Annotated in this window: 23 protein-coding genes; 11 read left to right on the forward strand and 12 right to left on the reverse strand. The window is 64.8% G+C overall.

Annotated features, from left to right (window positions below; all coding sequences use genetic code 11):
• The first annotated feature begins 19 nt into the window (after window positions 1–19).
• The 4 genes from E3O62_RS00885 to E3O62_RS00900 are packed head-to-tail and all read left to right on the forward strand — an operon-like array spanning window position 20 to window position 4,438.
• Window positions 20–832 carry a cytochrome c gene (locus E3O62_RS00885; RefSeq protein ID WP_134397228.1) on the forward strand — a complete coding sequence of 271 codons (813 nt, stop codon included), beginning with the start codon at window positions 20–22 and terminating at the stop codon, window positions 830–832.
• Between the two features lie 55 nt (window positions 833–887).
• Window positions 888–1,961, forward strand: coding sequence for a ubiquinol-cytochrome c reductase iron-sulfur subunit (locus E3O62_RS00890; protein WP_134397230.1), 1,074 nt, complete (start codon window positions 888–890; stop codon window positions 1,959–1,961).
• Window positions 1,958–3,577 (forward strand): ubiquinol-cytochrome c reductase cytochrome b subunit, encoded by a 1,620-nt coding sequence (locus E3O62_RS00895; protein ID WP_134395581.1) that lies wholly within the window; start codon window positions 1,958–1,960, stop codon window positions 3,575–3,577. The genes E3O62_RS00890 and E3O62_RS00895 overlap by 4 nt, the downstream gene beginning before the upstream one ends.
• A 30-nt stretch (window positions 3,578–3,607) precedes the next feature.
• Window positions 3,608–4,438 carry a methyltransferase domain-containing protein gene (locus tag E3O62_RS00900; protein ID WP_134397232.1) on the forward strand — a complete coding sequence of 277 codons (831 nt, stop codon included), beginning with the start codon at window positions 3,608–3,610 and terminating at the stop codon, window positions 4,436–4,438.
• Window positions 4,439–4,719: 281 nt separating this feature from the next.
• Here the strand turns inward: E3O62_RS00900 and E3O62_RS00905 are convergent, their stop codons facing one another.
• The 5 genes from E3O62_RS00905 to E3O62_RS00925 all read right to left on the reverse strand — a co-directional run bounded on the left by E3O62_RS00905 (window position 4,720) and on the right by E3O62_RS00925 (window position 9,867).
• On the reverse strand, window positions 4,720–5,142 hold the full coding sequence (locus E3O62_RS00905) for a cytochrome c oxidase subunit 4 (protein ID WP_134395583.1): 423 nt from the start codon (window positions 5,140–5,142) through the stop codon (window positions 4,720–4,722).
• A complete protein-coding gene (gene ctaD / locus E3O62_RS00910) occupies window positions 5,143–6,882 on the reverse strand; it encodes a cytochrome c oxidase subunit I (RefSeq protein WP_134397233.1) in 1,740 nt (579 codons plus the stop codon).
• 3 nt (window positions 6,883–6,885) lie between these two features.
• The gene (coxB, locus tag E3O62_RS00915) at window positions 6,886–7,773 is read right to left on the reverse strand and encodes a cytochrome c oxidase subunit II (RefSeq protein WP_134397235.1); all 888 of its coding nucleotides are present in this window, start codon (window positions 7,771–7,773) and stop codon (window positions 6,886–6,888) included.
• Between the two features lie 178 nt (window positions 7,774–7,951).
• Window positions 7,952–8,308 carry an iron-sulfur cluster assembly accessory protein gene (locus E3O62_RS00920; protein WP_134395586.1) on the reverse strand — a complete coding sequence of 119 codons (357 nt, stop codon included), beginning with the start codon at window positions 8,306–8,308 and terminating at the stop codon, window positions 7,952–7,954.
• A gap of 137 nt (window positions 8,309–8,445) precedes the next feature.
• Entirely contained in the window at window positions 8,446–9,867 is a 1,422-nt protein-coding gene (locus E3O62_RS00925) for a dipeptidase (protein ID WP_134397237.1), read from the reverse strand.
• 37 nt (window positions 9,868–9,904) lie between these two features.
• On the opposite strand from E3O62_RS00925, the gene E3O62_RS00930 reads away from it, so the two are divergent.
• Window positions 9,905–10,501 (forward strand): DUF3043 domain-containing protein, encoded by a 597-nt coding sequence (locus tag E3O62_RS00930; protein WP_241973235.1) that lies wholly within the window; start codon window positions 9,905–9,907, stop codon window positions 10,499–10,501.
• A 19-nt stretch (window positions 10,502–10,520) separates the two neighbouring features.
• Here the strand turns inward: E3O62_RS00930 and E3O62_RS00935 are convergent, their stop codons facing one another.
• Window positions 10,521–11,666: an alkaline phosphatase family protein gene (locus E3O62_RS00935; RefSeq protein WP_198410591.1), complete on the reverse strand. Its 1,146-nt coding sequence runs from the start codon at window positions 11,664–11,666 to the stop codon at window positions 10,521–10,523.
• Window positions 11,667–11,757: 91 nt separating this feature from the next.
• Here E3O62_RS00935 and E3O62_RS00940 point away from each other — a divergent pair, with 91 nt between their 5' ends.
• Both E3O62_RS00940 and E3O62_RS00945 read left to right on the forward strand, forming a co-directional pair.
• Window positions 11,758–14,241: a DNA topoisomerase (ATP-hydrolyzing) subunit A gene (locus E3O62_RS00940; protein ID WP_134397238.1), complete on the forward strand. Its 2,484-nt coding sequence runs from the start codon at window positions 11,758–11,760 to the stop codon at window positions 14,239–14,241.
• A gap of 54 nt (window positions 14,242–14,295) precedes the next feature.
• Window positions 14,296–14,994, forward strand: a complete 699-nt coding sequence (locus E3O62_RS00945; protein WP_134397240.1) for an SDR family oxidoreductase — start codon at window positions 14,296–14,298, stop codon at window positions 14,992–14,994.
• Window positions 14,995–15,012: 18 nt separating this feature from the next.
• On the opposite strand, the gene E3O62_RS00950 is transcribed toward E3O62_RS00945, so the two are convergent.
• Window positions 15,013–17,094, reverse strand: a complete 2,082-nt coding sequence (locus tag E3O62_RS00950; protein WP_134395590.1) for a type IIA DNA topoisomerase subunit B — start codon at window positions 17,092–17,094, stop codon at window positions 15,013–15,015.
• 172 nt (window positions 17,095–17,266) lie between these two features.
• On the opposite strand from E3O62_RS00950, the gene E3O62_RS00955 reads away from it, so the two are divergent.
• Entirely contained in the window at window positions 17,267–17,503 is a 237-nt protein-coding gene (locus tag E3O62_RS00955; protein WP_134373800.1) for a hypothetical protein, read from the forward strand.
• Between the two features lie 55 nt (window positions 17,504–17,558).
• On the opposite strand, the gene E3O62_RS00960 is transcribed toward E3O62_RS00955, so the two are convergent.
• From E3O62_RS00960 to E3O62_RS00980, 5 genes are all read right to left on the reverse strand, one after another.
• The gene (locus E3O62_RS00960; RefSeq protein ID WP_134397242.1) at window positions 17,559–18,287 is read right to left on the reverse strand and encodes a type 1 glutamine amidotransferase; all 729 of its coding nucleotides are present in this window, start codon (window positions 18,285–18,287) and stop codon (window positions 17,559–17,561) included.
• The gene (locus E3O62_RS00965) at window positions 18,284–19,459 is read right to left on the reverse strand and encodes a Mur ligase family protein (RefSeq protein ID WP_134397244.1); all 1,176 of its coding nucleotides are present in this window, start codon (window positions 19,457–19,459) and stop codon (window positions 18,284–18,286) included. Before E3O62_RS00965 ends, E3O62_RS00960 begins: the two co-directional genes overlap by 4 nt.
• A gap of 101 nt (window positions 19,460–19,560) precedes the next feature.
• Window positions 19,561–20,868, reverse strand: coding sequence for an RNA polymerase sigma factor (locus E3O62_RS00970; RefSeq protein ID WP_241973236.1), 1,308 nt, complete (start codon window positions 20,866–20,868; stop codon window positions 19,561–19,563).
• 231 nt (window positions 20,869–21,099) lie between these two features.
• The gene (locus E3O62_RS00975) at window positions 21,100–22,434 is read right to left on the reverse strand and encodes a nitrate/nitrite transporter (protein ID WP_134395594.1); all 1,335 of its coding nucleotides are present in this window, start codon (window positions 22,432–22,434) and stop codon (window positions 21,100–21,102) included.
• Window positions 22,435–22,488: 54 nt separating this feature from the next.
• On the reverse strand, window positions 22,489–23,412 hold the full coding sequence (locus E3O62_RS00980; protein ID WP_134395595.1) for a proteasome assembly chaperone family protein: 924 nt from the start codon (window positions 23,410–23,412) through the stop codon (window positions 22,489–22,491).
• A gap of 96 nt (window positions 23,413–23,508) precedes the next feature.
• Here E3O62_RS00980 and E3O62_RS00985 point away from each other — a divergent pair, with 96 nt between their 5' ends.
• The 3 genes from E3O62_RS00985 to E3O62_RS00995 all read left to right on the forward strand — a co-directional run.
• Complete coding sequence (locus E3O62_RS00985; protein WP_134397247.1) at window positions 23,509–24,996, forward strand: leucyl aminopeptidase; 1,488 nt, start codon at window positions 23,509–23,511, stop codon at window positions 24,994–24,996.
• 99 nt (window positions 24,997–25,095) lie between these two features.
• Window positions 25,096–26,466: a dihydrolipoyl dehydrogenase gene (gene lpdA, locus E3O62_RS00990; protein ID WP_134397248.1), complete on the forward strand. Its 1,371-nt coding sequence runs from the start codon at window positions 25,096–25,098 to the stop codon at window positions 26,464–26,466.
• A gap of 70 nt (window positions 26,467–26,536) precedes the next feature.
• On the forward strand, window positions 26,537–26,963 hold a 427-nt coding region (locus E3O62_RS00995), incomplete at its 3' end, for a biotin/lipoyl-containing protein (RefSeq protein WP_304990527.1).

A 26,963-nucleotide genomic window follows, 5' to 3' on the forward strand; every position in this document is an offset into this window, starting at 1 on the left:
GTCGGAGTGGACACCACGTATGACCACGATTAGCACACCGAAGCAGTCCGACGGTCGCAAAGCCGGGCGTCGCAGCCCGCTTGCCAGCGTCGCCCTCATCGCGATCGGACTCCTCTTCACAGGAGGCGCCTACGCCGCTTTCAGCACGAGCACGGCCAGTGCGGAGACGAACGCCGCGTCGCAGCAGACCGTCAGCGAAGGGCAGAAACTCTTCGCGGCCAACTGCGCCACCTGTCACGGATTGGAAGCAGCGGGGACCAATGCCGGCCCCAGCCTGATCGGCGTCGGTGCTGCATCGGTCGACTTCCAGGTGGGCACCGGACGCATGCCGATGCAGTTGAACGGACCGCAGGCTGAGAAGAAGGCCGTCCAGTTCACAGACGAGCAAATCGTGTCCCTCGCCGCTTACGTGGCGTCCCTCGCGCCGGGTCCGGCACTTCCGGATCCGTCTCTCCTCGACGCTGAGGGCGATGCCGCCAAAGGCGCCGAGCTGTTCCGCATCAACTGCGCGATGTGCCACAACGTCGCCGGCGCCGGTGGTGCCCTCACTCAGGGCAAGTATGCGCCTGCTCTGGCGGGGGTCACGGAGAAGCACATCTACGAGGCCATGGTCACCGGCCCGCAGAATATGCCCGTGTTCAACGACATGAACATTTCCCCGGAGAGCAAGCGCGACATCATCACTTACCTCAAGTACCTGGACAACAACCCGTCTCCCGGTGGATTCGCTCTGGGCGCCCTCGGACCGGTCTCGGAAGGTCTTTTCCTCTGGATCTTTGGTCTTGGGTCGATCGTTGCCCTGACGGTGTGGATCACCGCCAAGTCGAACTGATCACCAACCAGGTCTGACACAAACTGTTTTATGAGAATTCCGATGAAGGAGAACAATGGCCAAGGACGATAACAGCGGGAAGGACTTGACCGCTGCTGACTCGTCGGGCGTCGGGCATGAGGGGGCTCCCGCGGGCACCGCCGTCGTCGTACGGGACGCCGTGGCCAATCCGGGTTTCCCCCCGCACCGCCCGCGCGTCACCGACCTCAACCCCAGCGCGGAGCGTCGCGCCGAGCGAACCGTCTACACGCTCTTCTACCTGTCGATCGTGGGCAGTGTCTTCGCAATCGTGGCGTATATGGTCTTCCCGATCATCCCTGAGGAACCGGATTCGGTTCGTCTGAACAACCTCTTCATCGGTCTCGGCCTCACCCTCGCCCTTCTGGCAATCGGCATCGGCGCCGTGCACTGGGGCAAGGCGCTCATGTTCGACCACGAAGGCGTCGACGAGCGCCACCCGGTGCGAGGGTCGGATGAGACCCGCGAACGCGCGGTCGAGATCTTTCACGAGGCCAATGTCGAATCGGGCATCGGTCGCCGTACGCTCATCCGAAACAGCCTCATCGGCGCCTTGATCGCCTTTCCGCTTCCGGCCGTCGTGCTGTTCCGCGGCTTGGGCCCGCAGGACACCAATCCGGCTGCAGCTCTCGAACACACCATGTGGAAGAAGGGCACCAGGCTCGCGATCGATCCCACGGGCACACCGATCAAGGCCTCCGATGTCACCCTCGGCTCGGCCTTTCACGTGATTCCCGAAGGATTGCAGGACCTCGGCCACGGCAAACTCGAAGAGAAGGCCAAGGCCGCAGTTCTTCTGATGAGGCTGAAGCCGGAAGACATCAATGAGCCCGCCGACAAAAAGGACTGGTCGTACGACGGCATTGTTGCCTACTCAAAGATCTGCACGCACGTCGGATGCCCGGTCGCGCTTTATGAGCAGCAGACCCACACGCTCCTGTGCCCCTGTCACCAGTCGCAGTTCGACGTGACGAACCAGTGCGAAGTCATCTTCGGACCGGCCAAGCGCCCTCTGCCGCAGCTGCCCATCACGGTAGACTCCGAGGGATATCTCATTGCACAAAGCGATTTCACTGAACCCGTCGGACCGAGCTTCTGGGAGCGGAATTGAGCACTGCAACTACGACTACTGACCTGGTCGAAACAAAGAAGTCCGGTGGCCTCACCGGGGCCGCCGCGAACTACATCGACGAACGCACCAGCATTTCGACTGCGGTCAAGGAACTAGGTCGCAAGATCTTCCCCGACCACTGGTCATTCCTGCTCGGTGAGGTTGCCCTGTACAGCTTCGTCATCATCCTGTTGTCCGGTTCGTTCCTCACGTTCTTCTTCAGTGCGTCGATGACGCCGGTGGAGTACGACGGTTCGTACATGCCACTCAAGGGTGTGGAGATGTCTGCCGCGATGGCATCCTCCCTGGACATCTCCTTTGATATTCGTGGCGGGCTCCTCATGCGCCAGGTCCACCACTGGGCAGCACTACTCTTCGTGGCTGCAATCGGCTTGCACATGCTCCGCATCTACTTCACCGGTGCGTTCCGCAAGCCGCGCGAGCTCAACTGGGTCATCGGGTTCGTTCTGTTCATCCTGGCCATGGCCGAAGGATTCACCGGCTACTCCCTCCCCGACGACCTGCTCTCCGGAAACGGCTTGCGCATCATCGACGGAATGGTCAAGGGAATCCCGCTGGTCGGAACCTGGATTTCGTTCCTCCTGTTCGGTGGAGAGTTCCCGGGCGAGGCGATCGTCGGACGCCTGTACTCCCTCCACATTCTGCTGCTGCCGGCCATTATCGTGGCACTGATCGCGATGCACCTGCTCTTCGTCGTCGTACACAAACACACGCAATACCCTGGTGCCGGACGCACCAACCAGAATGTGGTCGGCTACCCGGTTCTCCCCGTATATGCGGCCAAGGCCGGTGGCTTCTTCTTCATCGTCTTCGGCATCGTGATGCTGATGGCGTCGCTGTTCACGATCAACCCCATCTGGAACTACGGTCCCTACGACCCCTCCCCCGTTTCGGCCGGAACACAGCCGGACTGGTACATCGGTTTCGCTGACGGCGCCCTGCGCCTGATCCCGCCGGGACTCGAGATGGTCTGGCTCGATCGCACCTGGTCCTTCAACATCCTGATCCCGTTGGTGTCGCTGGGCCTGTTCATCCTGGTCGTGCTCATCTACCCGTTCATCGAGGGATGGGTCACCGGAGACAAGCGAGAGCACCACATTCTCGACCGTCCCCGGAACGCCCCGACACGCACCGCCATCGGTGCCGCCGGAGTCACGTTCTACGCGGCGCTGTGGGCCACGGCCTCCTCGGACATCATCGCAACGCACTTCAAGGTGACAATGGAGGGCGTGATTCACACCATGCAGTTCCTGGTGATTGTGGGGCCCTTCATCGCCTTCTTCGTGACGAAACGCATCTGCCTGGCGTTGCAGAAGAAGGACCGCGAGATCGTTCTGCACGGCTACGAGTCCGGACGTATCGTGCGTCTGCCCGGTGGCGAGTACATCGAAGTTCACCAGCCCGTTGATGAATATGAGCGCTGGAAGCTGGTCAGCTATAACGACTACAAGCCGCTCATGATCCGCCCGAACGCCAAGGGCAAAATCACGGCGGGCCAAAAGGCCCGTGCCGGACTGTCCCGCTGGTTCTTCGAGGACCGGATCGAACCGGTATCGACCACTGAACTCGAACGGGCGCACGACCACCACCACTAGGCTCCGGCCGCGAACACAGATCGGGCATCGATGTCCCTCCAGACCCTGTCGGAGTGGCTTCGGTGCCCGAACTGTTTTCTGCCACTCACCCCCGCCGGGCCGCTGACGCTGCGCTGCGGGGCCGGACACTCCTTCGACGCGAACAAGCGCGGATACGTGTCACTGGTAGGCGGTGCGCGCCGGCTGATCGGCGATAGCGTCGCGATGGTCGACGCGAGATCACTTTTCCTCGAGACCGGCTGGTACGAGCCGCTGCGCCACCGCCTCGCTGAGCGGGTGGCGGCTGAGAATCCCTCCCGGGTCTTAGACATCGGCTGTGGAACCGGATACTACTTGCGGGGGGTTCTCGCACTCTGTCCAGATGCACGTGCCCTGGGAATGGACCTTTCCCCCGTGGCGGTCGGGCGCACAGTGAGCGGTCAGGACAACGTCGACGGGCTCGTGGCGGATGTCTGGTCCCCCCTGCCGGTACGGGACGCATCAGCAGATGTACTCCTCAACGTTTTTGCCCCCCGGAACCCGTCCGAGTTTCACCGGGTGCTGCGCGAAGACGGCCTGCTCATCGTCGTCGTGCCGCAAGCGTCCCACCTGCAGGAGCTCAGGGCGTCCGGTCTGGCGTTGGACGTGCCCGCGAACAAAGGCAAGCACCTGTCCGAGGCGCTGTCCCCCGCCTTCGAACTGGAAACACGGGACGAGTTGTCGTCTTCGCTGCGTCTCAACCCGGCCCAGGCATCCGCTCTGATCGGGATGGGTCCGTCAGCCCACCACACGGATGTCGACGCGCTGACCCAGCAGCTCAGCGGCGTTCAGACCGTCACGGCGTCCTTCGAGTTACTCGGCTACCGTCGCATCACGATCTGAAGCCCGGCAGCCACGCGTAGCGTCCCACGACCTGAACGAATTCGACGGAGATTCTGGCAGAATCGCACCCCGACGCCCTGGAAAGACGAGTACACCCGAGAATCTCCGTCGAAATCGTTTGAGGCCATGCGGGCGGGAACTGTGGATCAGGCTACGTGGAACTGTGAAATTATCCGAACGTGTCACTCCGAAGCGATGCGCCGGGTATAACCAACGGCGACGTCCAGGACCTGTGTCCTGGACGCCGCCCCTTTTGCCTGAAGTACGCATTTCGGTTCGAATCAGCGTGCGAAATTGCCCCGGTAGTACTCGTATACCCAACCGACGAGGCAGATGACGCCGACACCCAACGCGATGATCGAGATCCACACGCCGACAGCCAGCCCCATGAAGAGCAGAGCAGCACTGGCAGCCAAGAGGATGGGCCACCAGCTCCACGGGCTGTAGAAACCAACCTCAGGGTCGCCGTCGTCGATATTCGCGTCGAGACGATCTTCGGGAAGCTCGCCGCCCTGGGCGCTGTGTACGCGTCCGAGGTAGAAGGCGATAAAGCTGAACAGGATGGCGGACAGGCCGAGTGCGAACGTTCCCGCCCACTCAACCTTGTTCTGCAACGGGTCGACGAGTCCCCAGATGACGTAGGCCACCGTGACCAGGGCGAAAAATCCTGTCAGAACCCAGAGCAGGTTGACGTTGGTTCTCATTTACTTCGTCCTTTTCGACGCTACGTCGTACGTGGGGGCATCCGGGGCGTCCTTCGCCGGCCCGATTCCGACTGTTATGGGCGCTTCCGGGTGGTTCAGGTCGAACGCGGGGCGTTCGGACCGGATGCGCGGGATCGAGGTAAAGTTGTGGCGCGGCGGCGGGCAGGAGGTAGCCCACTCCAGCGAGCCGCCGTAGCCCCACGGGTCGTTCACGGTGACCTGCGGTGCCTTGCGGGCGGTGATATAGACGTTCAGGAAGAACGGGATCATCGAGATCGCGAGAATGACCGAACCGACCGTGGACAACTGGTTCATCCAGGTGAAGCCGTCCTCGGGCAGGTACGACGCGTAGCGACGCGGCATGCCCACGACGCCCAGCCAGTGCTGTACCAGGAAGGTGGTGTGGAAACCGATGAAGAGGAACCAGAAGTGCCACTTGCCGAGGCTCTCATTGAGCATCTTGCCGGTCCACTTCGGCCACCAAAAGTAGAACCCGCTGAACATCGCGAACACCACGGTTCCGAAGATGACGTAGTGGAAGTGCGCGACGACGAAGTAGGTGTCCGAGACGTGGAAGTCGAGCGGCGGCGAGGCCAGGATGACGCCGGTGAGGCCACCGAAGGTGAAGGTGACCAAGAAGCCGAGGGCCCACAGCATGGGCGTCTCGAAGGTCAGTGAGCCCCGCCACATGGTGCCGATCCAGTTGAAGATCTTCACCCCGGTCGGGACGGCGATCAGCATCGTCATCAGGGAGAAGAACGGCAGCAGCACGGAGCCGGTGACGTACATGTGGTGCGCCCAGACCGCCACGGACAGCGCCGCGATGGAGATGGTCGCGTAGATGAGGGTCTTGTAACCGAAGATCGGCTTGCGGCTGAAGACCGGGAAGACTTCTGACACGATGCCGAAGAACGGCAGCGCGATGATGTACACCTCAGGGTGACCGAAGAACCAGAACAGGTGCTGCCACAGGATGGCACCACCATTGGCCGGATCGTAGATGTGCGAGAGGAAGATCCGGTCGGACGCCGCGGCCAGGAGCGCCGCGGCGAGGACCGGGAAGGCCATCAGGATGAGAAGCGACGTGACCAGGGTGTTCCAGGTGAAGATGGGCATCCGGAACATGGTCATGCCGGGGGCGCGCATCGTGATCACTGTGGTGATGAAGTTCACGGCTCCGAGGATGGTGCCGAAGCCGCTCAGCCCGAGCCCGACCATCCACAGGTTGCCGCCGACGCCTGGGGAGAACGTCGTGCTGGCCAGTGGCTGATAGGCGAACCAGCCGAAGGACGCGGCACCCTGCGGGGTGAGGAAGCCACCGACGGCGACAAGGCTGCCGAAGAAGAAGGCCCAGAAGGAGAAGGCGTTCAATCGGGGGAAGGCCACGTCGGGGGCGCCGATCTGCAGGGGCATGAGGGAGTTCGCGAATCCGAAAAACAGCGGTGTCGCGAACATCAGCAGCATGATCGTGCCGTGCATGGTGAAGAGCTGGTTGTACTGCTCCTTCGTCTGGACGACCTCGAGACCGGGGGCGAAGAGCTGTGCGCGAATCACCAGTGCCATGACGCCGGCGAGGCAGAAGTAGACGAACGACGTGATCAGGTACATGTACCCGATCACCTTGTGGTCGGTGGAGGTGATCCACCGGACGATGACGTTGCCCTTGCGCTCGACACCGGCGGGCCGACGCGGAGCGGTGGGGGCTGCCGGCGCGGAAGATGCCGTAGTGGTGGTAGTCATGGACTAGTTGCCCTCCTGCTCGGTCGGTGCTGTCGTTCCCGGCAGATTTTGGTTGCGCTCGTACTCGAGGCCGAGCTGGCCGTCGTTGCCTGCAGCACGCAAGGAGTCGATGTACGACTCGTAGTCTGCCGCGGAGACGACCTCGACCTTGAAGAGCATCAGCGAGTGGTACTCGCCGCACAGTTCGGCACATTTCCCGTCATAGGTGCCGATGCGCTCCGGGATGATCGACATGTAGTTGGTCTTGCCGGGGATCATGTCTTTTTTGTACAGGAAGTCGACGACCCAGAACGAGTGGATGACATCGCGGGCGTCGAGCGCCAGCTCGACCTTCTGGCCGACCGGCAGGACGAGCGTGGGGATTTCGGACTGAAGCAGCGAACCGGCGGGACCGTCGACGTCGGGCTGGCCCTGGATCCCCGCGGTATAGACGTCTTCGTTGACGTAGTTGAAGTCCCAAGCCCACTGCTTGCCGATGACCTGGATTTTGACCTCGGGCTCATCGAAGCGTGCCTCGATCTCTGCCTGGTCCCGCGCGGTGAAGGCGAAGAAACCGACCACGAGAATAAGGGGAACGACAGTGTAGAAAATTTCGATCGGCATGTTGTAACGAAGCTGCACCGGAAGACCGGTCTGGCCCTTGCGGCGACGGTAGACAACGACGGCCCAGATCGTGAGCCCCCAGGTGATGAGACCCACGATCAAAAGAACGATCCATGACGTGGTCCATAGCCCGGAGATGCGTTCGGTCTGGTTAGTCACCGCCGGCTCACCCTCGATAAAGCCGGGGAGGTAGCCATGAAGCTGGGCTTGCGAGCAACCTGCGAGAACAAGGGCCAACGACGCTGCGATTGGAATTGCAGCCCATCGGAGACGATGGTTTTTGCGCACCAGTAACCTTTCGGTGAGACTCGAGGACACTTAACTGGAAGTGCTTCTATAGACCCTCAGCTTACTGCGGGTGACACGATCCGTTGTGCAAGAACCGGCCTCCGAGATAACGAATTCGCCGCCAGTCACAGTATTTGCGGAGGTACTAGCCCGGGGCGCTTTGTCCGACGTCGGTGGGTCAGCTGAAGGAATCTCCGCATGCGCAGCTTCCGCCGGCGTTCGGATTGTCGATCGTGAACCCCTGCTTTTGGATGGTGTCCTCGAAGTCAATGGATGCCCCGTCCAGGTAGGGGACACTCATTTTGTCCACGACGATCTCGACCCCATCGAAGTCGACGAGAGCGTCACCGTCGAGTAGCCTCTCGTCGAAATAGAGCTGGTAGATGAGGCCGGAGCAGCCTCCGGGTTGAACGGCAACGCGCAGGCGGAGGTCCTCGCGGCCTTCCTGAGCGAGCAGGCTGCGTACCTTGTCAGCGGCGGTGGCGCTCAGGCCCACGCCATGGGCGGCTGTGCTGGTGGCGACTGTGTCGGTCATGGTGCTCCTCAGTGTTCGAGTCGTTTTCACACGGTCTTTCGCGGCGGCTGAATGACCGTCGGAGGCAACGAAGATTGTACCGACCACAACCGGGAATACACCCTCTGCATTCCCGGATTTCTGCGCTCTCGGTCGGATCAGCTGCCGGTGCGCTGATTCAGACGGCCGAGTAGGAAGGCCTCACTGAGGATGGCCCGCTTGAACACTCCGAGATGCAGAGATTCGTTGGGGCTGTGCGCCCTGGAATCCGGGTCCTCGACCCCGGTGACCAGGATCTGAGCGTCCGGAAACACCCGCACCAGGTCGGCGATGAAGGGGATGGACCCGCCGACGCCGATGTCCACCGGGCTTTCGCCCCAGGCTTCGGCCATGGCGCTCCGCGTCTCAGCGACGGCCCAGCCGCCCGTGTCGACCAGGAAGGCCTCCCCCGTGTCGACGTCATCGATGTCGATCCGGGCGCCGAATGGAGCCTTGGCACGCAGATGCGCCTCGAGCGCACGGAAAGCCTCGTCGGCCGACTGACCGGGAGCGATCCGGGTGCTTAGTCGAACGGTGATGGCCGGGGTAAGCGTGTTCGACGCGTTGGCCACGGACGGCGCGTCGATCCCGGTGATTGTGATGGCCGGCTGGGACCAGATCCGGCTGAGCACCGAGCCGTGACCGATCGCGACGACGCCGTCGGTGAGCCCGGTTTCCAGGCGGAGCTGCTCCACCGTGTAGTCCGGAGTCGGAACATCGATGCTCGTCAGCCCGCGGACGGCGACGGCGCCGTCGTCGGCGTACAGGCTGTCGAGCAGACGAACGGCGGCCATCATCGCGTCGGGAACCGCTCCCCCGAACATGCCCGAGTGCGACGCGTGGTCAAGGGTGCGGACCGTCAGTCGGAACGTGACATTGCCGCGCAGCGCCGTGGTCAGTGCAGGGGTGTTGATGTCCCAGTTGTTCGAATCCGCGACGACGATGGCGTCCGCGCGCAGGGACTCCCGGTTCTCCTCCAGGAAGGTGGCGAAGGACCGGCTGCCGAACTCTTCCTCGCCTTCGATGAAGAGCGCCAGGCCGAGGTTGAAATCGGGTCCTTCTGCTTCCACGAGAGCTCGGATCGACGCGATGTGGGCCATGACCCCCGCCTTGTCGTCCGCCGCACCGCGTCCGTAGAGGCGGTTGCCGCGCACGGTCGGTTCGAACGGGTTGGAGTCCCAGTCCGCATCCTGGCCGGGCGGTTGCACATCGTGGTGCGCATAGAGCAGAACCGTCGGGCGCCCGTTGCGTGCCGCGCGCGTGGCCAAAACGGCCGGATGGCCGAGTTCGGCACCGCCCGGGATCCCGGCCCGCTTGACCTCGACCGAATCGAACACCCCGAGGTCGCGGACCAGGACCGCGACGGCATCCGCACTGGCGGCAACCTGATGCGCGTCGAAGGCATCCCAGGAGACGGAGGGAATCCGCACCAGGGCGCACAGGTCGGCAATGGTCGTGGGGAGGCCGCGTTCGACTGCCGCGCGAAGAGCCGGGGCGGCCGGGGAGATTGCCGGGGGCGCTGTTTCTCGAATATCGGTCATCAGGTAATCTTAAGGCAACCAATTGCAAGGAACTGATGTGGCTAAGCCTGTGAACCCAGACGCACAACCATCCATGGAGACCCCGGACGAGACCAGGTCTCGCCTCGCGGCATCCCACCCTGTCGGCAAAGGGCAGGCTACGCCCAGCCGCAGGCAGCAGGAGGCTTTGAATCGGCGCCCGCTTGTTCCAGATGACCGCAAGCTCGCGGCCAAGCAGGCCAGAGGCAAGGCCGCCGAGGCTCGCGAGCGTGCCCGGGTGGGTATGGCTGCCGGCGATGAGAAGTTCCTTCCGGTGCGCGACCGCGGTGCGCAGAAGCGCTTCGTGCGCGACTTTGTCGACGCCCGCTTCAACGTGGGCGAATTCATGATCCCGGTGATGTTTCTGGTCATCCTGCTCAGCGTATTCCCCGACGCGGCAGTGCAGACGTACGGAATCCTGGGCCTGTGGGTCTTCGTCATCGTCGCCGTTGTCGACTCCGTCATCCTGGGCTTTATCGTCACGCGCAAGCTCAATGCCAAGTTCGGCGCTGAGAAGGCCGAGCGTGTGCGCTGGTACGCAGCGATGCGTGCACTGCAACTGCGTGTGCTTCGCCTGCCGAAACCACAGGTCAAGCGCGGCCGCTACCCCGCCTGACGCCGCAACACTCACGCCCTCAAACGGAGAAGGTCCCCGACCTGATCAGGGGCACGCGGAGTTCCTCGTCCGTCAGCGAACCGTGCTGACCGACCATCGAACGTGCGGACTGATTCGGCTCGCGGGAGTCGTAGTAGGCGATGAGCTTGCGTGCGGCCACGATCACGTCGCCGATGCGAGGCAGGACCTCGGGTGCAACTTCGCCGAACAGCCCGGCCTCGACTGCTTCCGCGCGGCTGAAGACCCAGGCGCGGTGGCCTTCGATACCGCGCCACGTATCGGCGAGGGCCGCGGCTGCGTCGGAACCGAGTTCGGGTTCGAGGTAGAGGTGCAGGCACCGGGGATCCCCGCCGATGTGGCGGACGCCGCCGACGAGTTCGGGGACCGTGTCGAAAAGCACGTGTCTGGTCATCGGGACGTCGATGATTCCGTGGTCGGCCGTGACCAGGAGACCCTCATCGGCTGTCAGTGCGGCCGCGAAGCGGGCAACCGCGCCGTCGAGGTTCTCCAGCGCGGACAACCACCGCTCGGACTCCCAGCCGTGCGCGTGGGCGGCCACATCCAGCTCGGGGACGTAGACGTAGACGAGGGCGCGCGGCTCGGTGTCCAGAAGGTGTCGCGCGGCGGCGAACCTGTCGGGCACGCTCTCTGCGGGCACGTAGTGCGCACCGCGAAGCGCCGCCTGGGTGAAGCCGGATGTGGTGTACCGGCGGGGTCCGATGGCGAAACCGGGAATGCCGGCATCCGCGGCGCGTTCGAAGACGGTGCGCGCACGCTGCCAGGTCTCCGGTCGCATGCCGTCGTCCCAGCCGGTCAGCTGGTTCACCACACGGTCATGGTCGGCGTCTCGGACCCGGTAGCCGACGAGTCCGTGCTGCCCGGGTGCGACACCCGTGGTGAGGGTCGTGATTCCTGCAGCCGTGGTGGATGGGAAGACGCCGTCGATCACGCTGGACTTAGTCAGCAGCGAGTTCAGGAATCGGGCGTGCCCGGGACGGGCTCGGAGGGAACTGACGCCGAGGCCGTCCGCCAGAAGGACGACCGCCTTGTTCGTCTGGCCGAGGTCCAGAATGTTGGAAATGCCCTCGATCGATGAGAGAGAACTTGTGAGAACGTCGGCAAGGCGCAGGGTGCCGAATTGGCGGGCCGGTAGCATGGGGGGCATCGTGCCAAGTCTGACATAGACAGGGCCGGATCGATCCAGCGCCTACCCGACAGCGCGCGTCCCGCAACGCACGCCTCAGCAGAATTCACGAATGAGCCGTTCAGACAGCACCACGCCCGCCACGTTTACCGAGCGCATCGAAGACGTCGATGTCTCCACCGAGATGCAGGGCTCGTTCCTCGAATACGCCTACTCGGTCATCTACTCCCGGGCGCTCCCGGACGCCCGGGACGGGCTCAAGCCAGTGCAACGGCGCATCCTGTACCAGATGAGCGAGATGGGGCTCCGCCCCGATCGCGGCCACGTCAAGTCGGCGCGGGTCGTCGGCGAGGTCATGGGCAAGCTGCACCCGCATGGCGACACCGCGATCTATGACGCTCTCGTGCGCATGGCGCAGGCGTTCACGCTCCGGGTCCCTTTGATCGACGGCCACGGCAACTTCGGCTCGCTCGATGACGGGCCGGCCGCCCCGCGGTACACCGAGGCCAGGCTGGCCGCGCCGGCCCTGGCCATGACAGAAAACCTCGACGAAGACGTCGTCGACTTCGTACCCAACTACGACAACCAGCTCACCCAGCCGGACGTTCTCCCGGCCGCCTACCCCAACCTGCTCGTCAACGGCGCGAGCGGTATCGCCGTCGGCATGGCCACCAACATGGCCCCGCACAACCTGATCGAGGTCGTCGGCGCGGCACGCCATCTGCTCGCCCACCCAAACGCGACCCTCGAAGACCTGATGGAGTTCGTCCCCGGGCCTGACCTGCCCACCGGCGGCACGATCGTCGGGCTGTCGGGAATCATGGATGCCTACGCCACCGGGCGCGGCAGTTTCAAGACCCGGGCGCGGGTATCCGTCGAAGCCATCACCGCGCGCAAGGCCGGTCTCGTCGTCACCGAACTTCCCTATCTGGTCGGGCCCGAGCGGGTCATCGAAAAGATCAAGGACGGGGTCAATTCCAAGAAGCTCAGTGGCATCTCCGATGTCACCGATCTGACGGACCGCACCAAGGGGCTCCGTCTCGTCATCGGGATCAAGACCGGTTTCAGCCCGGAGGCCGTGCTCGAGCAGTTGTACCGGGTGACCCCGCTCGAGGACTCATTCAACATCAATGCGGTCGCCCTCGTCGACGGCGGCCCGCAGACACTGGGCCTGCGAGAACTCCTGCTCGTCTACATCGGACACCGAATCGAGGTCGTGACCCGGCGCTCGGCCTACCGACTGGCCCGACGAACGGAGCGTCTGCATCTCGTCGAAGGCCTCCTGGTGGCAATCCTGGACATCGACGAAGTGATCCAGGTCATCCGCGCCAGCGACGACAGCGAGCAGGCGCGCGCCAAGCTGATCGACGTTTTCGACCTGAGCCAGATTCAAGCCGAGTACATCCTCGAGCTCCGCCTGCGGCGCCTGACCCGCTTCTCGCGCATCGAACTCGAAACCGAGCGGGATCAGCTGCTGGCGGAGATCGCGACGCTGAAGAAGCTTCTCGGCAGCAAGGCCTCCATCCGCACCCTGGTGTCCGACGAACTGGCCTCGGTGGCCGAGCGTTTCGGCACGCCGCGGCGAACCCTGTTGACTGAGGCCAAGGCGAGTGTCGCCGGCGCCAACAGCGCCGCCGCCAAGCGGAAGGCCGCCATCCTCGAGGTGACGGACACCCCGACCCGGGTCTACCTCAGCGTGACGGGCAAGATCGCCCGGGTGGAGATTCCGGCCGGCTCCACTGTCCAGCCGGAGCGGATCACCCCGGCTCAGAGGCGCAGCAAGCATGACGCCGTCCTGTCCGTTCTGGACACGACCAGTCGCACCGAGGTTGGAGCGGTCACCAGCCTGGGACGGCTCATCCGCTTCTCCCCCGTCGACCTCCCCGTGCTCCCGCCGACCTCGGTCCAGCTCGGGGCCGGCGTACGCGTGCGCGACTACCTGGCCCTGCCCAACACAGCGGAGAAGATCGTCGCGCTCGTCGCGCTCGATTCCGAGCATTCGATCGTTCTCGGGACCAGACAGGGCATCGTGAAACGCGTCACACCCGGCGACTGGGCAAACAAACCCGATTTCGAGATCATCGCGCTGAAGCCCCAGGACGTGGTGGTCGGCGCGGCGCAGGGTGCGGAAGACGACGAACTCGTCTTCATCGCCTCCGACTCACAGCTGTTGCGTTTTCCTGCCGGGGCGGTGCGCCCGCAGGGGCGCACCGCCGGCGGCATGGCGGGCATCAAACTGGCCGCGGACGCGCACGTGGTGTACTTCACCAGCGTGGAAACGCACGGCGCGGCCGCGCTCGTGGTTGCGACCATCGCGACCGGCAGCCACACCCTGCCCGGAACAGACCCGGGCAGCGCCAAAGTGTCCGATTTCTCCGAGTACCCGGCGAAAGGCCGGGGAACGGGTGGGGTGCGCTCCCAACGGTTCCTGAAAGGCGAGGACACCGTCTCCGTCGCGTGGGTGGGGCCTCTGCCGGCCCGGGCGGTCGCGTCGGACGGCACTCCCCGCACGCTTCCTGAATCAGGGTCGCGGCGTGATGCGTCCGGGGCCATGCTGGACTCCGTGATCGGCGCCATCGGCGCCAGGATCGGCTGACACCCGAGCACGATCCCCAGCCATGTGCGGCGGGTAGTGCGTTATGGTGGCGACATGACACACCTCGACGATTCCGTCATTCTCGTCCTCGGCGCCTCGGGGGGTCTGGGAAGTGAGATTGCCCGACTTCTGGCTGCCGGCGGCGCCCGACTCGTCCTGAGCGGTCGCAACCAGGCGAAACTTGAGGCGCTCCAGATCCCCGGAACCCCGCTCGCCGCCGACCTCGCCGATCCGTACGCAATCACGACCCTCGTCGCCAACGCGATCAGCGTGAACGGACGGCTCGACGGCATCGTCAACGCATCGGGGGTGGTTGCCTTCGGACCGGCGATCGAGGTGAGCGATGAGACGCTCGCCGAGCTGTTCGCCGTGAACACGTTGGCACCGATCCGCCTGCTCCGTGCGGCTCGGATCGCGCTGGGCGAATCCGCCGAGCAGGGGCGAGAGCCCTTTATCGTCACCCTCAGCGGCGTCGTCAGCGAGAGCCCCACTGCCAACCTCGCCGCATACTCGGCGTCCAAGGCCGCCCTCGCTGCCTTCGGACAGGCCGCCGGCCGGGAACTGCGGCGTAGCGGCATCCGCATTCTGGACGCGCGGCCCGGTCACACCGAGACCGACCTCTCCACTCACCCGATCTCCGGAAACGCCCCGCGCCTGCCGGCCGGCTACTCTCCGGTCGTCGTCGCCCAGCGCGTTGTCGACGCCATCATCAACGGCGAACGTGACCTAGCCAGCACATCGTTCCACTCGTAGACCCCCCGGTCACGGGCGTCACACGTCGATGCGGTCGCGACTCAGTTTGTCCGAGCTCTCGATGATGAACTCCTTGCGCGGCGCGACGTCGTTGCCCATCAGGAGCTCGAAGACGTTTCCGGCCATCTCCGCGTCGGCGACCCGCACGCGGCGCAGCGTGCGATGCGCCCGCTCCATAGTCGTCGTGGCGAGCTGGTCTGCATCCATTTCGCCGAGGCCCTTGTAGCGCTGAATCGGATCCTGGTAGCGCTTGCCGGTTTTCTTGAGTCCGGCGAGCACGGCCTGAAGCTCCACCTCCGAATACGTGTAGATGGTCTCGTTCGGCTTCGTGCCCGGGTTCATCACCACGACTCGGTGGAGCGGCGGTACGGCCGCGAAAACGCGCCCCTCCGTGATCATCGGGCGCATGTAGCGGAAGAACAGGGTGAGCAGCAGCGTGCGGATGTGCGCGCCGTCGACATCCGCGTCGCTCATGATGATGACCTTGCCGTAGCGCGCCGCGGACAGGTCGAAACTCCGTCCGGATCCGGCGCCGATCACCTGGATGATGGACGCGCACTCGACGTTCGACAGCATGTCGGCAACGGATGCCTTCTGCACATTCAGGATCTTGCCGCGAATGGGGAGGAGTGCCTGGTGCTCGCTGTCCCGGGCGAGCTTGGCCGTGCCCAGGGCGGAATCTCCTTCGACGATGAAGAGCTCGCTCGTCGAGACATCATTGCTGCGGCAGTCGACCAGTTTCGCGGGCAGGGACGAGCTCTCCAACGCGTTCTTCCGGCGCTGGGTTTCCTTGTGGGCGCGAGCCGAGATTCGCGATTTCATCTCGGCCACGATCTTGTCCAGGACGACCGCGGCCTGCGTCTTGTCGTCGCGCTTCGTGGACACAAAACGCGCGTTCATGGCTTGGGCGACGACGTTGGCCACGATGGCGCGAACCGCGGGGGTGCCGAGCACCTCCTTGGTCTGCCCCTCGAATTGAGGCTCGGGCAGCCGAACGGTGAGCACGGCTGTGAGGCCGGCCATCACGTCGTCCTTCTCCAGCTTGTCCGACCCCATTTTGAGCCGCCGAGCGTTCAGCTCGACCTGCGCACGCAGAAACTTGAGCAGGCCCGCGTCGAACCCGGCTTGGTGCGTTCCGCCCTTCGGGGTGGCGATGATGTTCACGAAGCTGCGGACGACCGTATCGTAGCCTGTCCCCCAACGGAGGGCGATGTCCACGGCACAGTCCCGGACCAGCTCGGTGGGCACCATGGCACCCGTCGGGGTCAGCACCGGGACGGTCTCCCGGAAGGTTCCGTTTCCGGTCAGTCGCCAGGTGTCGGTGATCGGGCTATCGGTGGCGAGGTGATCGACGAACTCCGAGATCCCGCCCTCGAACTTGAAGGACTCGAGCACGTGCACGTCTGTGCGCTCGTCCGCGATCTCGATCCCCAGGCCCGGGACGAGGAAGGCCGTCTGACGCGCCCGCTCGAGCAATTCCTCGGTCTGAAACGACGCCCCCTTCGTGAAGATCTGACGGTCGGCCCAGTAGCGCACCCGAGTCCCGGTCACACCGCGCTTGACCTTGCCGATGACACGTAGTTCGCTCTGCTTCTCAAAAGGCGTGAACGGCGCGTCGGGGCTCTTCTTTCCCGAGTCCGCGAAAATCCCAGGTTCGCCGCGGTGGAACGACATGGCCCAGGTCTTGCCGTCACGGTCGACCTCGACGTCGAGGCGCTCGGACAGGGCATTGACGACGGATGCGCCTACCCCGTGCAGGCCACCGGACGCGGCATACGATCCGCTGCCGAATTTGCCGCCGGCGTGCAGTTTGGTGAAGACGACCTCGACGCCGGTCAGTCCCGTCTTCGGCTCGATGTCAACCGGAACGCCCCGAGCCGTGTCGCGCACCTCCACGCTCTCATCAGCATGGAGCACGATGTCGATGCTGGTGCCGAACCCGCCCAGTGCCTCGTCGACCGAGTTGTCGATGATCTCCCAGAGACAGTGCATGAGCCCGCGCGAGTCGGTGGACCCGATGTACATGCCCGGGCGTTTGCGAACCGCTTCCAGCCCTTCGAGGACTGACAGATGGCGGGCGGAATAATCAGAAGAACTCACAACGGTCAAGAATACCGAACCAGCGCCCTCCCCCGGTCATCAACACCCGATTGAAGTGCGCTACGCGGTGAGCGAAATAACGGGCAACCGACTCGATAACCTTGCCAGACCGTGTTTCCATTGAGTACAGGTTAAATTGGTATCAAATGGTATCAGTCTGGAGGAGGAAACCATGTCCCAGATCGCAGCCGAGAATGGTGCCATCAACCACGAGAAGGCTCCCCACCAGCTCACCGCGGCAGACCGCTGTGATGCGTGTGGAGCCCAGGCCTACATTCGTGTGGTCGTGAACAACAGCGAACTGCTGTTCTGCGCGCACCACGGCCGTAAGCACCAGGAGAAGCTCGCCGCCATCGCGGAAAGCTGGCACGACGAGTCGAGCCGCCTCCTCGAGGACCAGCGCTCCTAGCGGTATCGGTTGGCCCCAGGCAGTTCGAGTTGTCCTGCGACCGGCCGATGGGCCTCTACTCCGTGGAGAGTCCGAGCCGCACCGCAATCTGATTGCGTGCGGCTCGTGCCATGTCGTCGGCAGCCAGCGCATGGTCACCGGGCAAGTACTCGTGCCCGATACGGGACAGGGTCATACGCAGCAGGTGGTCGGCCAGTCCGGGGTTTTTGGCGAGAACGGGACCGTGAAGATGGGTCCCGACGACGCTACCCATGACCAGTCCCTCCGCACCCGCGCCATTGCCCGTTCCGGAGAGCACCTGGCCGAGCGGCGACGCCTCGCCTCCGACATAGCTGCGCTGATGATTCTCGAAACCGATCAAACGTCCGTACCGGGAGGCCACCGCGATGTCATCCGTGGCCCGTGCCGGCATCGGAACAGCGCGACCGGCCACGATGCCCAGCCCCTCGACAACGGTTCCGTCAGCGAGTTCGATACCCCAGCTCAGAAGTTCCCAGCCGGTTCCGACCAGGAGGATGGGGACACCCGCGGTGGCCCAGGTGCGCAGCTCCATGGTCATCGTCGCGAGGATATCCCTGGCACGCACCATGTCGGAGTCGGAGCCCGATCCGACGACGACGGCATCGACCTGGTCCGGCAGATCGGCCGCGGAGCGCACCTCCACGACCGTGGCATCGGCACCGGCCCATCGGGCCCGCTGGGCGAGAACGCGAGCGTTGGCGGCATCGCCGTTGGTGCCCAGGAGTTCGGGAAGCAGCGACACGATCGAGAGCGGACGGGTCATTCCTGCTCCTCCCTGTTGGTGACGAGCCCCAGGTGCGTCCTGGTGCGTCGCATGGAGTCTGCCGAGAAGATGATCGTCTTCAAACCCGTCAGCGGTTCGGGCAGGGCCAGGAAATCGTCCAGGGCCAGTCCCAGGTTCGGCTCGATGCGGTCGACGACGACGTCGTCGTACACCAGCTGGAGGGCAATTTCGTGCGCCTTCGAACCGGATGCAATGCGGACCCGGCCCAGACCCGAGGTGTTGACGGGCCAAAAGTAGGACGGGTCGCGCACGTCTGACCCGATTGCGATGAGGATCTGCTCGGTCTTCGGCTCGAGGCTGTCTACGTTCAGCTGGAAACTGGCCGGGTTCTGCACCAGTACGAATTCAACCTGCTTGCCTCGAACCGTGACGATCTCACCACGGCCGAAGACCGGTGGGATGGCCGAGATGGCGTTGATGGCCAGCACCGGATCGAAGCGGTCGCCGAGCGCGGCCTGCGCCGTGCACAGCGCGGTCAGGGCGTCGACGGCATAGTGCGTTCCGCGGGCGGGCAACCCGAGCGGGTAATCCACACCCGCAATGCTCACGGTGGCGCGGCGGCCCTGCACGGAGGTGAGGAGCATCCCCTCCCCCGCGTCCAGCCTGGTGGCGGTGGTCGCGCTGTAGCCCAAGCCCCGCGGATTGTCCACGAGAACGTCGGCGGAGACGCCGTAGCGCGCGACTGCAGAGGAAACGGGTAGGCGTGCGGCAAGGTCGCTCAAGTACTGATCGTCCGCGTTGACCACGACGGTTCCGGTGGCTCTGGCGGCGATCTTGGCGAGCATGGCCGCGACCATGTCCGAGTCATGAAATCGGTCGATCTGGTCGACCATGACGTTCGTCAGCGCAACGACGCGCGGCGTCAACGTACCGGAGATCAGGGCTCCGTGGCCCTCATCCATCTCCAACACGGCGATGTCGCCCGCGATATGACCGCTCAGGCTGGCCTGCTCGAGCAGCGCGGAGGTCAGACCCTGGCTGATGTTGGCCGTGGACTGGTTGGTGAAGACAACGGTGCCGTGAGCACGGAGCGCTGCGACCAGCATCTTGGTCGTCGTCGACTTGCCGCTCGATCCGGTGACTATGACCAGGCCGCCCGGAAAGCTGTTCAGGCTGCGCGGAAGGAATCCGGGTGCGATCCTGTTCACCACGAGACCGGGGATCGCGGATCCGCCGCCCGGCTTCCGCCACCGGGCCACTCTGCGTACGACGCGTCCCAGAAGAATCGCCGGTGCGTAGCGCAAAACGACCCCTACTCGAGGTAGTCGCGTAGGGACTGCGACCGTGAGGGGTGACGCAGTTTGGCCATGGTCTTGGACTCGATCTGACGGATGCGCTCACGCGTCACGCCGAACGTGTCGCCGATCTGGTCGAGGGTCTTCGGCATGCCGTCCCCGAGGCCGAAGCGCATGCGGATGACGCCGGCCTCTCGTTCGGAGAGCGAGTCGAGCAGGCTTTCCAGCTGCTTCTGCAACATCGTGAAACCGACGGCGTCCGCAGGCACAACGGCTTCCGTGTCCTCGATCAGGTCGCCGAACTCGCTGTCGCCGTCCTCACCGAGCGGAGTGTGCAGGGAAATGGGTTCGCGGCCGTACTTCTGGACTTCGACGACCTTCTCCGGGGTCATATCCAGTTCGCGGCTCAGCTCTTCCGGTGTGGGCTCCCGGCCGAGGTCCTGAAGCATCTGGCGCTGGACGCGGGCGAGCTTGTTGATGACCTCGACCATGTGCACTGGAATCCGGATCGTGCGGGCCTGGTCGGCCATCGCACGCGTGATCGCCTGACGGATCCACCAGGTCGCGTAGGTGGAGAACTTAAAGCCCTTGGTGTAGTCGAATTTTTCGACGGCACGGATGAGGCCCAGGTTGCCTTCCTGGATCAGGTCGAGGAATTGCATGCCGCGGCCCGTGTAGCGCTTGGCGAGCGAGACGACCAGGCGAAGGTTCGCCCCCAGGAGGTGGCTTTTGGCGCGGGCGCCGTCTTTGGCGACCCACATCAGCTCGCGTCCGAGGGCACTCTTCTTCTCGGCGTCGCTCATCTGGGACATCTTGTCTTCGGCGAAGAGCCCGGCTTCGATGCGCATCGCGAGCTCGACCTCTTCGGCGGCGTTCAGCAGGGCAACCTTGCCGATCTGCTTCAGGTAGTCCTTGACAGGGTCGGCCGTCGCGCCGGTGATTGCGCTGGAGTAAACCGGTACCTCGTCGTCGTCGTCGACCAGGGACAGTACTAGGGCACCGCTCGGGAGTGCCTCCGCGGATGCTGCGCGCTTCTTTTTGGCCTCGTCGGAGTCGTCGTCGGCATCCGCGTCATCGCCGCGTGCGGCCTCATCGTGTTCGTCAGATGCCGGCTTGGCTTTCGCCTTCGTGCTGGCGGCGCGCTTGCGCGGCGCGGGCTTCTCTTCACCGTTTGTTTCGGCGGCGGCCGCAGCAGCGGCCTTGGCCAGAGCGGACTTGGTCGGCTTCTTCGCGGCGACCTTGGGTGCCGGCGCAACGGCGTCTGAAACCTCAGTGGCGCTCACGGTGGATTCTTCTGTTTGCTCGATTTTTGTGCGGGTTGCCATTCGAACACCTCTCATGCCGTGGCGCGGGAGCCTGCGGCGCTGCCAGGCGGGTCCCGACCGGGTGGGTCTGGCGGGAGAGGAGCCTGGGCAGTGTGGATTTTGGGCAGTACTAGGACCCATGTCAAGTCCCAGGCTATTAACACCGACACTGATGTCGTTGTTCCCAGGACCAGAACGGGCCCTATTGACAATTATTGCATGCTTTGTGTAGGAGACAAGCCAGGCGCGCAGCTATTCCGGCTGCTGCCTCAGGCGCCAGGCTCGCGCCACGGCGACCCAGAGCGGAGCGACTTCCACTCCCTCGTCGCGGGACAGCTTGCTGCGGGTGCGGGCCCGGGCGTGCAGCAGAAGAATCACGCCGAGTCCCACAACCAGGAACTGCACGGAAAACGCAACCCGAAAGGAGTCGAGCGAATACAGATCGCTCACCTCCCCCCTTGCGATGCGCCAGCCGTCCTGCAAGTCAAGCAGTAGCCCGATCAGGTAGACCATCACGAAACTGGCGGTGAAGCCGCCCACGTTCACGACGCCGTTCGCCGAGCCGTGGCTGCGCTGGGGGTTGAAGGTGCGCGCGAAATCGAAGCCGATCAGCGAGCCGGGTCCCCCGATGCCAAGTGCGACGAGCAGCACGAGCATCAACCAGAACGGGGGCTGCTCCGGCCACAGCAGCACCGCGGCCCAGGCCGCTCCCATCAGCGCGACGACGCCGAGCACGATGGTGCTGCGGCGCAGCGGAAAGCGCGCCGTCAGGATCCCCAGGATCGGCCCGCACACCATGCCGGCGCCCACCAGGACCATCAGCATCCCCGCGGCGAGGGACGTGTCGTAGCCCAGTCCATACACCATGAAGGGGAATCCCCAGAGCAGGGTGAAGACGGTTCCGGAGGACTGTGTGACGTAGTGCGACCAGAAGCCGAGCTGGGTTCCGGGCCGCTTGAAACTGTGTGTGAGCTGCAGGAGCGCGCCACGCCAGCTGGTGGTCCGGTTCTGCATGGATGCGCGGTCCGGTTGGTCCGTCACCACGACGATGACCACGATCAGGGCCAACACGGCAACCGCGGCGGCGGAGAGGAACGTCGGCGTCCACCCCCAGGTGTGCAGCACCCACGCCAGCGGTAGGGCGGACAGCACCTGGCCGAGCTGACCGATGTTCCCCAGCCACTGCGAGAGCTGAGGAACGATGCGTCCGGAGAACCACGAGGCGATGAGGCGAATCATCGAGATGAAGATGGCGGCGTCGCCAGCACCGACGAGGATGCGCCCGAGCACGGCAATCGGGATGTCGGGGGCGAAGGCGAGCGTGGTCTGGCCGACCACCATCAGCGCTGTCCCGGTGGCGACCAGCACGCGTGGCCCGTACCGATCGATCAGGACTCCCACCGGAATCTGTGCCGCCGCATAGACGGCGAGTTGCACGACGGCGAGGCTGGACAGCAGCGCGGCAGACCCGCCGAACCGTTCAGTAGCGGCGACACCGGCGATCCCGAGGGAAGAGCGCTGCAGGACGGCGGAGAGGTACGCGAACGATCCGACGTAAAAGATCAACCAGGAGCGGCGCGAGTTCATTGCCCCAAACTTACCCGCGCCGGAGCATCCGGCTTCACGGCGACGCTCGGCGGATCAGGCCGGCGAACCGTCGTCTCTGCTGCGCCGGGTGGCGAGGAAGTTCTCCAGTTCGGCGGCGATCTCATCGGCGCTGGGCAATTCGCCGGCCTCGTCGGTCAGTGGGGAGCGCAGCGTGCTGCCCTCCATATAGGCGTCGTAGCGCTCTTCGAGCGTGCCGACGAGCTTGCCCAGCTCGGGATTGTCCCGCACTTGCTCGTCGATGCGGGCGACGAACTCGCGGTTCTTCTCTCGCACCCGATCGGTGGGGAAGATCAGCCCGGTGGAGGCACTCGTGCTGTCCAGGGCTGCGAGGGCGGCGAGGGGGAATTCCGTGTCGGCCAGATAGTGCGGGATCAGCAGTACGAACCCGACGACGGAGGTACCAGCCTCCTGCAGCCGATATTCCACCAGGTGCAGCGCATTCGCCGGAACCTGGGTGTTAGGACGCCAGACCGACATGCTCTCGACCAGATCGGACCGGTTTCCGCTGACGGTCACGCCGATCGGACGGGTGTGCGGGACCGGCATCGGAATCGCGTGCACCCAGGTTGTGGAGGCCACCTTGAAGCGGCGCTCGAGCTGCAGCACCGCGGCGGTGAACTGTTCCCAGCGGAAATCCGGCTCGAAGCCGGTCAGAAGCAGGAACGGCTGGCCGATCTCGTCCCTGACCTGGTACACCCTCAGGGCGGGAGACTGATAGTCGGTGAGGTGGTCCTGGTCGAACTGGATGATCGGCCGCCGCGCCCGGTAGTCGAGCAGCACGTCGGCGTCGAAGGTCGCGACGACGGTGTGGTCAAGGGTTTCCAGAAGATATTCGGTGAATTGCGAGACGGCACCACCGGCATCCGCGAAGCCCGTCACACCCGCGACAAGATGGAGCCCCTCCGGGACGTTTTCCGCGTCCGCAGTCAGCTCGTAAATGTCACCAGGATCCCGCATGACATTAACTGTAAGCGCCAAATTCCGGGCGGTGCGGGAATCGACGACGCCGTCGTGATGCCGAGAGCGAACACACCCGGAGCGTACGATCGGTGGATGACCGCACCCCGCCTGACCATATCCGCAGCACCCGCCCTCGAATCGGAGGTGGACGTTCTCATAGTCGGGGCGCTCCAGTCCGGCGACTCCACCGCCCTGTTCGCTGACGCCGCCTTCGCCGGCCTCGCGGACCAACTCGCGCCCCTGGGTATCACGGGCGGTCGCGATCAGGTGGTGCGACTGCCTGCGTCGATCGGCAACGCCCGCAGCATCGCCGTTGTCGGAATCGGCAAGGAGGCCACGGTCGATGCGCTGCGCCATGCCGCCGGGTCGGCCGTTCGCCAGCTGACCGGCGTGACCTCGGTTGCCTTTGCCTTCCCCATGACCACGGATGCCCAAGTGGAGGCCGTCCTGGAGGGTGCCGCACTCGGTGCGTACTATTACACCGCGTACCGGCAGAACTCGCTCGCCGCGACCAGGGTCCCGGCGCAGGAGATCACGGTGCACGCCGCCGCGGAGGCGGCCGGAGTCTCCGCCCGCGTCGGAGTCATCGCCGAGGCCGTCAACCTGGTCAAGGACCTGGTCAACATGCCGCCCTCCGACCTCTACCCGGACGCACTCGCGCGCCAGGCGATGGACGCCGCCGCGGGCCTTCCCGTCGCCGTGCGCGTCTGGGACGAGACGGAGCTGGCCGCGGATGGTTTCGGCGGGATCGCGGGCGTCGGCCAGGGTTCCAGTCGGCCGCCGCGCTTGGTCAAGGTCAGCTACACGCCGGAGGGCGCGACGCAGCACATTGCCCTGGTCGGCAAGGGCATCACCTTCGACACCGGCGGACTCTCACTGAAGCCGCCGGCATCCATGGTCGGCATGAAATACGACATGACCGGCGCGGCGACGGTGCTGGCTGTGACCCTGGCGGCCGCCCGCCTGGGGCTCAACGTGCGCATCACCGCCTGGCTCTGCATCGCGGAGAACATGCCGTCCGGCTCGGCCATCCGACCCAACGACGTGTTGCAGATCCGCGGAGGCCGCACGGTCGAGGTGCTGAACACGGATGCGGAGGGTCGCCTGGTTCTTGCGGACGGTCTCGTCGCGGCCGGCGAGGAGTGCCCGGATGCCATCGTCGACGTGGCGACGCTGACCGGCGCCGCCCTCGTCGCACTCGGCACCCGCTACTACGCCGCCATGGGTGAGGATGCCCTGGTCGCCCGGGTGCTCGCCGCCGGCAAATCGGTGGGTGAGCTGGTGTGGCCGATGCCGCTTCCCGCGGAACTGCGCCCTCTACTCGACTCGGATGTCGCCGACATCGCCAACGCGAAGATCGGCAGCACCCACGGCGGCATGCTGCTCGCCGGAGTATTCCTGCAGGAGTTCATTGGGACCCGCGGCAACGGGGACGGCACCGAGACGATCCCGTGGGCTCACCTGGACATCGCCGGGCCGGCCCACAACACCGGCAGCGGGTGGGGATTCACGAATGCTGGGCCGACCGGAATCTCGGTTCGGACTCTGCTCCGCCTGGCCGAGGATTTTTCGCGCCCGTAGTACAGTCAAGTGGGCGAGAAATCTCGCCCACTCTCGCCTGCCCGGATGCGTATCCTCGCTGAGGGCCGACCGAGTTGTGATGTATGAGGGAGTATCTGGGTGTCGGAACAGAATTTTGACCTTGTCGTTCTCGGCGGCGGAAGCGGTGGCTACGCGGCCGCATTGCGGGGCGTTCAGCTGGGGCTCACCGTTGGCCTGATCGAAAAGGGCAAACTCGGCGGAACCTGTCTGCACCTCGGTTGCATCCCGACCAAGGCACTCCTGCACTCGGCCGAGGTGGCCGATGTCAGCCGCGACGCCGCGAAGTACGGCGTCAAAACGCAGTTCGAGGGCATCGACATGCCCGCCGTGAACGCGTTCCGTAAGAGTATTGTGGCGTCAAAGTTCAAGGGGCTGCAGGGTCTGATCAAATCGCGCGGCATCACAGTGATCGAAGGTGAAGGTCGACTGATTTCGCCGAACACCGTGCAGGTCGGTGCCGACACCATCGTGGGTAAGAACATCGTCCTCGCGACAGGCTCCTACTCCCGCTCCCTGCCGGGGCTCGCCATCGGCGGTCGAGTCATGACCAGCGAGCACGCCCTGGAGCTCGAGTTCGTCCCGAAGAAGGTCGCCGTGCTCGGCGGCGGCGTCATCGGCGCCGAATTCGCGAGCGTCTGGAAGTCCTTCGGCGCCGACGTCACCATCATCGAGGCACTTCCCCACCTGGTTCCCAACGAGGAAGAGTCCATCTCCAAGCAGCTGGAGCGCGCCTTCCGCAAGCGCGGCATCGAATACTCGCTCGGCATCCGGTTCCAGAGCGTCACTCAGCACGAGAACGGCGTCGTCATCACCCTGGAGGACGGCACCGTCATCGAGGCGGAGATTCTGCTCGTCGCCGTCGGGCGTGGCCCGTCGACCGCCGGACTCGGCTTCGAAGAGGTCGGCGTCACCATGGACCGCGGCTTCGTCCTGACCGACGAGCGCCTCGCGACCAACATTCCCGGCGTCTTCGCCGTGGGCGACATCGTCCCCGGCCTGCAGCTCGCGCACCGCGGATTCCAGCAGGGCATCTTCGTCGCCGAGGAGATCGCCGGTCTCAACCCGATCGTCGTCGACGACCTCAACATTCCCAAGGTCACCTATTGCGACCCGGAGATCGCCTCCGTCGGCTACTCGGAGGCCAAGGCTGCCGAAAAGTTCGGCGCCGACCAGATCTCCACCTTCGAGTACAACCTGGGTGGAAACGGCAAGAGCTCCATCCTCGGCACGAGTGGCTCCATCAAGCTCGTCCGGGTCAAGGACGGCCCCATCCTCGGTGTCCACATGATCGGCGCCCGCGTCGGCGAGCTGATCGGTGAGGGACAGTTGGTGGTGAACTGGGAGGCCTACCCGGAAGACATCGCCCCGTTCCTGCACGCGCACCCCACCCAGAACGAGGCACTCGGCGAGGCCTTCCTGGCGCTGGCCGGCAAGCCGCTTCACGCGTAGCCGCCGAACCTCTGCATTCAGACACTCAGTACTCTAATTACAGACAATACGTTTTGAAGGAGACAATCGCATGAGCGAATCCGTTAACCTCCCGGCACTCGGTGAGAGTGTCACAGAGGGTACGGTCACCCGCTGGCTGAAGAACGTGGGAGACCGCGTCGAAGTCGACGAGCCGCTGCTGGAAGTATCGACCGACAAGGTGGACACGGAAATCCCGTCCCCCATTGCCGGCGTGATCGAGGCCATCCTGGTCCAGGAAGATGAGACCGTCGAGGTCGGAACTCCGCTGGTCACGATCGGTGACGGTTCCGGTGCCTCCACTCCCGTCGCGGAAGCGCCTGTGCCGGTGGACGCTCCGGAGACCATCGCGGAAGCGCCGGCACCGGTCGCGGCCCCCGCACCCGTGGCGGCACCGGCACCCGTGGCGGCACCGGCACCCGTGGCGGCACCGGCACCCGTGGCGGCACCCGCACCGGTCGCCGCTCCCGAGCCCGTCG

The organism is Cryobacterium sp. TMT2-15-1 (assembly GCF_004402345.1).
GTDB classification, from domain to species: Bacteria; Actinomycetota; Actinomycetes; order Actinomycetales; family Microbacteriaceae; genus Cryobacterium; species Cryobacterium sandaracinum.

What these genes read in the sequence shown, in the direction of transcription:
- E3O62_RS00940 (WP_134397238.1), top strand. Translation starts at nt 11,758, where the DNA reads ATGAGCCGTTCAGACAGCACCACGCCCGCCACGTTTACCGAGCGCATC.
- ctaD (WP_134397233.1), bottom strand. Translation starts at nt 6,882, where the DNA reads ATGACTACCACCACTACGGCATCTTCCGCGCCGGCAGCCCCCACCGCT.
- E3O62_RS00935 (WP_198410591.1), bottom strand. Translation starts at nt 11,666, where the DNA reads ATGCCCCCCATGCTACCGGCCCGCCAATTCGGCACCCTGCGCCTTGCC.
- E3O62_RS00890 (WP_134397230.1), top strand. Translation starts at nt 888, where the DNA reads ATGGCCAAGGACGATAACAGCGGGAAGGACTTGACCGCTGCTGACTCG.
- E3O62_RS00955 (WP_134373800.1), top strand. Translation starts at nt 17,267, where the DNA reads ATGTCCCAGATCGCAGCCGAGAATGGTGCCATCAACCACGAGAAGGCT.
- E3O62_RS00985 (WP_134397247.1), top strand. Translation starts at nt 23,509, where the DNA reads ATGACCGCACCCCGCCTGACCATATCCGCAGCACCCGCCCTCGAATCG.
- E3O62_RS00945 (WP_134397240.1), top strand. Translation starts at nt 14,296, where the DNA reads ATGACACACCTCGACGATTCCGTCATTCTCGTCCTCGGCGCCTCGGGG.
- E3O62_RS00970 (WP_241973236.1), bottom strand. Translation starts at nt 20,868, where the DNA reads ATGGCAACCCGCACAAAAATCGAGCAAACAGAAGAATCCACCGTGAGC.
- E3O62_RS00920 (WP_134395586.1), bottom strand. Translation starts at nt 8,308, where the DNA reads ATGACCGACACAGTCGCCACCAGCACAGCCGCCCATGGCGTGGGCCTG.
- E3O62_RS00960 (WP_134397242.1), bottom strand. Translation starts at nt 18,287, where the DNA reads ATGACCCGTCCGCTCTCGATCGTGTCGCTGCTTCCCGAACTCCTGGGC.
- E3O62_RS00905 (WP_134395583.1), bottom strand. Translation starts at nt 5,142, where the DNA reads ATGAGAACCAACGTCAACCTGCTCTGGGTTCTGACAGGATTTTTCGCC.
- E3O62_RS00975 (WP_134395594.1), bottom strand. Translation starts at nt 22,434, where the DNA reads ATGAACTCGCGCCGCTCCTGGTTGATCTTTTACGTCGGATCGTTCGCG.
- E3O62_RS00885 (WP_134397228.1), top strand. Translation starts at nt 20, where the DNA reads ATGACCACGATTAGCACACCGAAGCAGTCCGACGGTCGCAAAGCCGGG.
- E3O62_RS00980 (WP_134395595.1), bottom strand. Translation starts at nt 23,412, where the DNA reads ATGCGGGATCCTGGTGACATTTACGAGCTGACTGCGGACGCGGAAAAC.
- E3O62_RS00900 (WP_134397232.1), top strand. Translation starts at nt 3,608, where the DNA reads ATGTCCCTCCAGACCCTGTCGGAGTGGCTTCGGTGCCCGAACTGTTTT.
- E3O62_RS00925 (WP_134397237.1), bottom strand. Translation starts at nt 9,867, where the DNA reads ATGACCGATATTCGAGAAACAGCGCCCCCGGCAATCTCCCCGGCCGCC.